We start from the raw sequence: 8,346 nt of genomic DNA, 5'->3' as shown, positions 1-8,346 counted from the left end.
AAAATATAAAAAAAAGAAAAAAAGTTATAGTTTTTAAAATTAAAAAAAAAAAAAAAAAAAAAAAATATAAAAATAAATAAAAATCAAAAAATAATGTAATTAGATATAAATATTTTTAAAAATGATTATTTAATTAATTTGCAGTTTTCATTGCTTCTTGTATTGATGCTTGCATCTCTTGAAGCTTTTTTAATACTCTTTCTTCTTGGCGAGCCATTGTTTTTTCTCTAAGTTGAAGAGTTTCTAATGTTTCTTTTAATTCTTCATTTACTTCATCACGATTAACTTTAATGAGTAAATTTCCAGCAGTTTTAAAAACTTCAGCATCTGCATTTGTTTTTTTTAATTCTTCAAGAGCTCTTTCAGTTTCTTGAATTTGAATATCTACATTTTGCTTTTGAATTGTAACAGCTTGTGCTTGCTGTTGTAATTGTTGAAATTGACTTAATTGATGCTGTATATTTTGTGGTACATCCATATTATCACCATAAACTTATTTATTATTAAAAAAAATATTTATATAAATTTCATAATAAAGTTTTATTAAAATAATAGAGTTTTATTAAAAATAATAAAGTTTCATTAAAATAATAGAGTTTTATTAAAAATAATAAAGTTTCATTAAAAATTAATTACTGTAACAAATTAAACACTATTAAAATTAGAAAATAGAATATTTAAAAAGGAAAAACTCTATTTATAAATTAATATATTAATATTATAGATATTATAGTATTTAATATTATTCAAAAATTAAATTTAAAATAATTATCAAAGATAAATTAATTAAAAAATGAATTAAAAAAAATAATATTAACCAGATTAATTAACTAAATCTCGAATATCCATTACTAAATTAATCCATTTAACTACTGAATTAATAGATGCTCTATATGAAGTTAAATCTTTAGATTCTATATTTAAAATTATTTTAGATATTAAATGAGAAATATGAACAATAGAACGATAATCTGGAGAAGTTTCAAGTTCAATAGAAATTGAATCATAAACTATTTTAGCATCCTCAGATGAATCAAAATTGAAAGTAATTTCATTTTTAATGGATTTAATATTAGAAAATAAATCATCATCCATTTTTTCCCTCAAACATTTTCTCGTCTCTATTTTTTAACTCATCTGCAATAAACAAAATTCGTCTAATTGTTATTTCAAATTTAGATTTTTCTCCTTTATCATTGATAAAACTAATATTTGCTATTTCATCTAAATTTTTGGACTCATTAATTTCAATTGAATTTGAAAAAATATTTGAATCTAATGGAAAATCAAAAAATGTCTTTAAAAATTCTAATCCTGGTAAAATAAACTTAAATTTTAATTCCTTAGGTTTAATAAATAAACGTTCATTTGAAATTTTAGCAGTAATTTTTAAAGAAAGAATTTCATTTCCATCATTTGTAAAAAAACTTAGTTTAGATGGATTTCCTTCAAGTTCATAGACCAATAAAACATATTTATGCCCTAAATCTTCAGATTTTAAACCTAAATCCCTTAAAGATGATTTTCCTCTAGAAACATACTCATAGCCAAATGTATGTCCTAAATTTTTACAAAATGATCTTGTTTTAGGAGCGGGTTTTCTTGAACTTGAAATTAACATAATATCACATAAAATTATAAAAAAGAAAAAATAAAAAAATAAATTAGGATCAAAAATGAATAATATTATAAGTTTATTATAAAAATCTCTTAAAAAATTAAAAATCAGAAAAAGCTAAATCCTTACATAAATAAAAAAAGAAAAAGTGGAAAAATCTTCATATAACTAATAAACAATTAAAAAATAAATAAAAAATAAATAAAAATAATATAATAAAATAACTAGATAAAATAAACCTAATAATAAAAATAAACCTAATAATATTAAATAAATAAAATTAGTATTTTAATAAGTAAAATTAGTATATTAATAAATAAAAATTAATATACTAATAAAAAAATTAATATTTAAATTATTATACAATTATATGCTTAAAAAATAAGTTAAAATAAAAATTATTTAACAAATTTATTCATATAATCCACTAGAATTAATAGATTTTTTTACAGAAGGTACATCTTTAAATAAAATCCTATATCTGCATTCAGGACATTTATTTTCATTAAAACTTCTTAAATCCAATTTATTTCCACAGTGAGGACAGGTATACACTTATTGACCTCCCCCAACTATTCTTTTTATGTTACGGACAGCTGTTTTAGCCATTGGTGTTTCAGGGACATAAGCTCCACCAGTAAATGTTACACCACATTTTTTACATTCCCAAATTCCAGCACTGACTCTTTTTACATATGGTCTTTGACAACGAGGACAAACATGCTTTTTTTTCATGTTTTCTTCAATTTGTCTAACTGATCTTTTAGCCTTTCTTCCATAACGGGCTCCAAATCTTCCAGTAATTCCTACTTTTTTAGTTCTTGCCATAATAATCACTCTAATGAAAATAAAACTGAAATCAATTTTTTTTAAGTTATTAATGAAAATATAAAAAAATTGAAATCAAATAAACATAATTGACATCTATTAAAATTTATTAAAAATTAATTAAATTTAATAAATTTAATTAAAAATTTAGAATTCTTAAAATTAATAGAAGTCAGAAAATAATAAATTGTAATCTAATAAAAAAATATTATAAATCATTAAAATTTATAAAAAAATAGAGTTAAATTTATCTAATGATATAATATCTTTTTTTAAAGTATTTAAACTTTTTTATAAAAAAACAAATTGTGAAATTAAACAAAATAAAATTTTTTAAAAAAATATTGATTTAAACCATTTAAGAAAAAATTAAGAAAAATAAAAAAATAATAAAAAAACAATAGCAACTATAAAAAAAATAATAAAAAATAATAAAAAATGAAAAATAATTAAAATATAAAAAAATAAAGAGAAAATAAAGAGAAAATAAATTTTTTAGCTAATTAATAATAATTAATAAGAATTTAATAGCCATTTAATTTGCTAATTAGCTCTTTATTTTTAGAGTATGCAATTTCAACAGATTCTAAAATATTTTCTCGAGATAATGGCTCGTCTCCACCTTTTTGCATAGCACAGATTTTACCTGATTCTGTGATACCAACTGAAATTCTTGCTTTAAGAATGCTCTCTTCATCTAATGCAGGATCTAAAACCATTTTATCTCCAATCTTAACAAATGTTGACATGGCAACTTTTTCTCTTAAAACTAAATTTTCAGTTTCTTCTTCATTTAAAATAACTTCATTATTTTCAAAGGTTGCTTTAGGAAGTTTAGTTGTAGATAATGCACTAACAACAGCTAATGTTGCAGCATCAAAGAGATTTCCATCAAAATCAATAATATGTAAATCAATGAAAAGCATCCAAACTTTTTTACCTTCTTTTATACAGAGTCTTTCTAAATCTACAATCTCACTTTCACGAATAGCTCTATCAACAACTCTTGCTAACTCAACTGAAGCTTCACTAGGAGGTCCTGGCTCGAATTTAGGATCAGCCATTGGTAACATTTCAGCATTAGTCATCAAAACACCTAAATTAGGTTTATCTCCAAAAGGCTCACCAATTGTTGGCTTAACACCTACAATAACTTGAGTTTTTCCAATTTTAACTCTAGCAGAACCTTCTGCTTTTGAAATTACATTGTTTTCAACTTCAATATTTCTGTATTCATCTAAAGCTCTGCCATCTACACGTTTATTTTCATTAATAATATGAGTAATACTTTCTCTTGTTATTTCTGGTATAATATTCATTATAATTCCCCATTAAGTACTTATTAATTATTTTCTATCCACCATACTTACTTACAAGAGCTTCTTTTTGGATTTCGCTTATTTTTTTACAACCTTCAATGGCTAAATCCAATGCTTGTGAAAATTCTTCTTTGTCTAAGTTTCCATCGCTTTGGAGTAAAGTTATTTCACCATTTCTTGGCATAATAGCTACTGGAACATCAGCTTGACCATCTTTATCTTCATATTCAGATAAATCTAAAACAACTTCATCGTTAACTTTTCCAGCAGCACAAGCAACCACTAAGTCTTTCATAGGAATTCCAGCATCTGCTAAAGCAACAGAAGCAGCAGTGATTCCTGCACATCTTGTTCCACCTTCAGCTTCAATAACTTCTATAAATACATCAACCATAGACCGTGGATAATTTTCTAAAAGTAATGCAGGCCTTAATGCTTCAGCAGTTATTTTAGATATTTCATTTGATCTTCTATCAGGTCCTGGTCTTTTTCTGTCTCCAACAGAAAATGGTGCCATATTGTAACGACATCTAATAACCCCAGTATTTGGTTTTAATAATCTTCTAATATAAGATTCTCTTGGACCATAAACAGCCACTAAAATCTTATTTCCTCCAACTTCTAAATAAGCTGAACCATCAGCTCTCTCTAACACACCGGCTTCAATTTTCATTGGACGAAGTTCATCAAAAGCCCTATTATCGTCCCTTCCTTTCTTAGTCTCATTATTAGTGATGATAACAACCACCTTAAGTATTTAAATAAATTAATATTAATCCTATAACTAATTTAAGTTATAATTAATTGTAAAATATAATAAATGCATTTATAATTAACTGTAAATTTAATCTTTTGAACTCTTTTTTATGTTCTTGTAATTATCAAAAAATGATCCTTTTTTAGTAACTGGTTTAATTTTTGGTATCCCATCATTTTTTTCGTTATTTTTTTTCTTAGTGAATTTATTCAAATTTTCTAGATCATTTAAAGATGCAATTTTATCAGAATCATTATTTGTACTAAGATATTCATTATTATAATTTTCATTAGTATTTTTATTAATATTATTATTAATATTATTATTTCTATTATTAATTATATCAACATCATTTTTATTTTTACTAATGTTATCCTCATTATCATCACCATTAGTACTAGTTTCTTGCTGAATTTCTAATTCTACTTCACTTTTAAAATCTTGGAATTGAGGATTTTCTAAACCTTCTTCATCATAAAGAGGTCCATTATTAATAATTTCCTCTTCAACAATGGTTTCTTTCGCAATGATAATATTATTATTGCTATTATTGTCGGCAATGCTATCTTCACCATTACTATCATTAACTAGTGTATTACTTTCTAAATTTTCATTGATGAAATTATCTTGGTTATCTTGGTTATCTTGTGAATAGTTAGATTCTAAATTGTTTATTTCCTCTATTTGAGAATTATATTCTGGTTCTAATTCTTCATTAAATTCTGGAGGTATTTCACCATCAACACGAAGATATAATTCATCTCTAATTCTATTAGTTAATCCAGATGTATGGGCATTTTCTTCAATTAATTTAATTATATTTTTGGTGATTACTTCCATTTCGTTATCACCACGAATCCATACAAGACCATTTTGACCAACCACAATTTTACATTGAGTCTTGTCTTTAATCATGTTAATCATGGATCCTTTTTTACCAATTAATCTAGGAACTTTAGTTGGAGCAATATCAACTAGTAATCCACCTCTAAATTTACCCATTCCTCTTCCTTTAAGTCCTAGTTTAACTTTTTTAACCTCATCCACATCAACAACTTTTAAAAAAAGCACATCTCCTACTTTAAAAACTCTGTTAAGGTCTTTTTTTTCTCTTCCAAATACTTCAGATGCAGGAAGTATTCCAGAGTATGGTGAATTTAAATCTAATTCCCATAAAGAGAATCTAACATCACTAACTTCACCAATTACTACATCTCCTCTTTTTGGTACATATTTGCTTTTAAGAGGAATTACACTTATTTTTTTGTTCCTAAGAGAAATTCTACCAGTTAAAGAGGAAATAACATTTTTTTGGTCTTTATAGGTTCCTCTTCCAGAGTAGAAATCATCTTCAGCTAATATCTGACCTGGAACCACAAAATCTTTGTCATTTACATGTATCATGCATTTATACTCCATTTGAGTAATTTATGAATAAATAAAATTAAAATAAATAAAATTGAAAAATTTAATCATTAAAAAAAAAACAACAACAAAACAAGCAAGTGTAATATTTTTTTTTAATCATTAAATCTAGTTATTAACCAATTAAAACATTAATAAAATATATAAAAATATTAAAAAATATATAAAAATACTAAAAATATTGTTGATAAATATGAATAATAATCTAAATAATATTATTTAATAATTTTAGTTTCTGCCTCGCCTCCAGAAATTTGAGCCATTTTGTGGTTAAAATCATCTTGGAGTCCTCCAGGAATTTCAACAACAGCTATCCAAGAACCATCTTGTTGCCATTCTTCATTTAAAATTTGACCAAAAGGGCGAATTGCAGAATAAGCATTTCCTGAACTTGAACCAGGTAACCGAAGGGCTATTTTAACTCTTTCAAAGCGAATTGGTATTTTAATTTTAATGGCTTTTAATGTGGTTTTAACCTGCTCATCTAAGGATTTAAAAGGATCAATGTGAATTTTACACTCATTCATTGCATTTTCAATCCTCAAAATAGGATGAGGATGTCCTGTTTGGGGGTTAATGGCTTCACGAGCTATTTTACTAATGACTAACTTTCTTTTTTCCTCTTGCATATCTCTTTTTTGCTGTGCAGTAAGTTGAATAGTTCCTTTTTCTAAAATTGATTTTGCTACATCAATTATATCAGCAGTTTCAAAAACTTTATTCATACTTTCTTCAGAAGCTTTGTCTCCTTTTTTTGCATCTTTAAATATTTCTTCCACTGCCAATATATCGTCAATGGCTATATTATCAGAGTCAGGATTTCTAAATTCTGCAGCTAAATCTGCATCAACAAGAATCTCAAATTTTTCTCCAAAAGATTCTAATTTTGCTATAATTGAATCATCTATATTAACCATACAAACACCAAAAAGATTATAAAAATTAAAAGTATAAAATTAAAAAATAAAACATATTACAATTAAAGTATAAAATTAAATCAATAATAATTGATGAAAAAATAAAAAATAATAAAAAAATAAAAAAATAAAAAATAAAATCATTAAATTAATATTTAAACAAAAAAATAGAAAGCCAATAAATGGAATTTTAGTTATGTGTGCTTAAATTGCAAAATAATGTTTTGTTAAATAAAATTCAGTTAAAATTATTCTTCTTCACCTGATTCTTTTTCTTCAGATTCTTTTGCATCAGCTTCTTCTTCAGCTTTCTTTTTTTCAATTAATTTTTCAACAAGATCTTTAACTTCATCATCAGAAAGTTTTCTATATTTAGCATCTTCTTTTTCAATAATTGCTATTTCAACATTTTCTGGAGTTGTTTTGTCTTCAGTTGATTCATAAACAGCATCTAAAGCCAATTCAATAGCTTCATCTAAACTTAAATCATCTTTGTATTTCTCTTCAAAAACATCCATTGCTGCAGATCTTCCTGAGCCAATAGCTGTTGCTTTGTACTCAATTAAAGCTCCACTCGGATCAGTTTCAAAAAGTTTACATTTGTCTTTAGTAACTCCACCAATGATTAATGCAGAACCAAAAGGTCTGACTCCACCATTTTGAGTGTACATTTGTTTTAAATCACATATTTTTTTAGATAAAGTTTCTACACGAATTGGTTCATTATAAGTGATTTTATTAATTTGAGATTCTAGACGAGCTCTTTCAATTAAAGCTCTTGCATCAGCAACAAGACCAGATGTTGCTACACCAATATGACTGTCGATTTGATATATTTTTTCAATTGATTTAGACTCAACTAATTTACTTGTAGTTCTTTTATCAACCACTAAAACTACTCCCTCTTTAGATTTAATACCTAAGGAAGTAGTTCCCCTTTTAACAGCCTCTCTTGCATATTCTACTTGAAATAATCTTCCATCTGGACTAAATACAGTAATCGCTCTGTCATATCCAGCATTTTGTAAAGGTTGCATAATATTTCCCTCGTTTATTTTTTTTATAAAAGTAAATAAATATTTTTTTTTTAAAAAGAAATTTAAAGATTTAATATTAAAAATTAAAGAATTTATATAAAAATTAAAAAATTAATATTAAAAATTAAAGAATTTATATTACAAATAATATTATGTATAATCTAAATATTTGATATATAACTTTAATATCTTATCAAAAAATACATATTATTATATTAATTTTAAAAAATAGATTGAATAAAATTTTAATTTAAAAAAGAATTGCTAAAAACATGATATTGTTAAAATATCATTCTTAAAGATATATTTTTTAAAATAATATAAATTAAGAATTTTTAAAAATTACAAAAAAATTTTAATCAACTTAAAAAAATTTATAAAAAGTAGCTAAACCTCCATGGTTTAGTAAAACTATTCGAAATTTTTATTATACAAATATATATGT

At 24.3% G+C, this 8,346-nt stretch carries 9 protein-coding genes and 1 pseudogene; all 10 read right to left on the bottom strand.

Translation table 11 applies throughout. The features are described from left to right. Nucleotides 1-133: 133 nt before the first annotated feature. The 10 genes and pseudogenes from MBCUR_RS09715 to psmA all read right to left on the bottom strand — a co-directional run bounded on the left by MBCUR_RS09715 (nt 134) and on the right by psmA (nt 7,901). Nucleotides 134-478, bottom strand: coding sequence for a prefoldin subunit beta (locus MBCUR_RS09715; protein ID WP_067092778.1), 345 nt, complete (start codon nt 476-478; stop codon nt 134-136). Nucleotides 479-822: 344 nt separating this feature from the next. Next, nucleotides 823-1,095 (bottom strand): KEOPS complex subunit Pcc1, encoded by a 273-nt coding sequence (locus MBCUR_RS09710; RefSeq protein WP_067092776.1) that lies wholly within the window; start codon nt 1,093-1,095, stop codon nt 823-825. Continuing rightward, a complete protein-coding gene (locus MBCUR_RS09705; protein ID WP_067092775.1) occupies nt 1,088-1,621 on the bottom strand; it encodes a hypothetical protein in 534 nt (177 codons plus the stop codon). The genes MBCUR_RS09710 and MBCUR_RS09705 overlap by 8 nt, the downstream gene beginning before the upstream one ends. A gap of 408 nt (nt 1,622-2,029) precedes the next feature. After that, nucleotides 2,030-2,173, bottom strand: a complete 144-nt coding sequence (locus tag MBCUR_RS09700) for an Rpo12/RPC10 RNA polymerase subunit family protein (protein ID WP_067092773.1) — start codon at nt 2,171-2,173, stop codon at nt 2,030-2,032. Further along, nucleotides 2,174-2,446 (bottom strand): 50S ribosomal protein L37Ae, encoded by a 273-nt coding sequence (gene rpl37A / locus MBCUR_RS09695; protein WP_067092771.1) that lies wholly within the window; start codon nt 2,444-2,446, stop codon nt 2,174-2,176. A gap of 524 nt (nt 2,447-2,970) precedes the next feature. Then, nucleotides 2,971-3,768, bottom strand: coding sequence for an exosome complex protein Rrp42 (gene rrp42, locus MBCUR_RS09690; protein ID WP_067092769.1), 798 nt, complete (start codon nt 3,766-3,768; stop codon nt 2,971-2,973). A 31-nt stretch (nt 3,769-3,799) separates the two neighbouring features. Beyond that, complete coding sequence (gene rrp41 / locus MBCUR_RS09685) at nt 3,800-4,513, bottom strand: exosome complex exonuclease Rrp41 (RefSeq protein ID WP_067092767.1); 714 nt, start codon at nt 4,511-4,513, stop codon at nt 3,800-3,802. Nucleotides 4,514-5,274: 761 nt separating this feature from the next. Further along, nucleotides 5,275-5,926: pseudogene (gene rrp4, locus MBCUR_RS10855) on the bottom strand (exosome complex RNA-binding protein Rrp4); the annotation flags it as partial. 236 nt (nt 5,927-6,162) lie between these two features. Further along, nucleotides 6,163-6,864: a ribosome assembly factor SBDS gene (locus MBCUR_RS09675; protein ID WP_067092765.1), complete on the bottom strand. Its 702-nt coding sequence runs from the start codon at nt 6,862-6,864 to the stop codon at nt 6,163-6,165. Nucleotides 6,865-7,112: 248 nt separating this feature from the next. Beyond that, nucleotides 7,113-7,901 (bottom strand): archaeal proteasome endopeptidase complex subunit alpha, encoded by a 789-nt coding sequence (gene psmA / locus MBCUR_RS09670; protein WP_067092763.1) that lies wholly within the window; start codon nt 7,899-7,901, stop codon nt 7,113-7,115. Nucleotides 7,902-8,346: the final 445 nt, after the last annotated feature.

Source organism: Methanobrevibacter curvatus (assembly GCF_001639295.1).
GTDB classification, from domain to species: Archaea; Methanobacteriota; Methanobacteria; order Methanobacteriales; family Methanobacteriaceae; genus Methanoflexus; species Methanoflexus curvatus.
The sequence above is the reverse complement of the archived record's forward strand: the minus strand, read 5'-3'. Positions and strand labels throughout refer to the sequence as shown.

Excerpts from the sequence above, each read along its gene's own strand:
- MBCUR_RS09710 (WP_067092776.1), bottom strand. The coding sequence starts at position 1,095 with ATGGATGATGATTTATTTTCTAATATTAAATCCATTAAAAATGAAATT.
- rpl37A (WP_067092771.1), bottom strand. The coding sequence starts at position 2,446 with ATGGCAAGAACTAAAAAAGTAGGAATTACTGGAAGATTTGGAGCCCGT.
- MBCUR_RS09715 (WP_067092778.1), bottom strand. The coding sequence starts at position 478 with ATGGATGTACCACAAAATATACAGCATCAATTAAGTCAATTTCAACAA.
- psmA (WP_067092763.1), bottom strand. The coding sequence starts at position 7,901 with ATGCAACCTTTACAAAATGCTGGATATGACAGAGCGATTACTGTATTT.
- MBCUR_RS09705 (WP_067092775.1), bottom strand. The coding sequence starts at position 1,621 with ATGTTAATTTCAAGTTCAAGAAAACCCGCTCCTAAAACAAGATCATTT.
- MBCUR_RS09675 (WP_067092765.1), bottom strand. The coding sequence starts at position 6,864 with ATGGTTAATATAGATGATTCAATTATAGCAAAATTAGAATCTTTTGGA.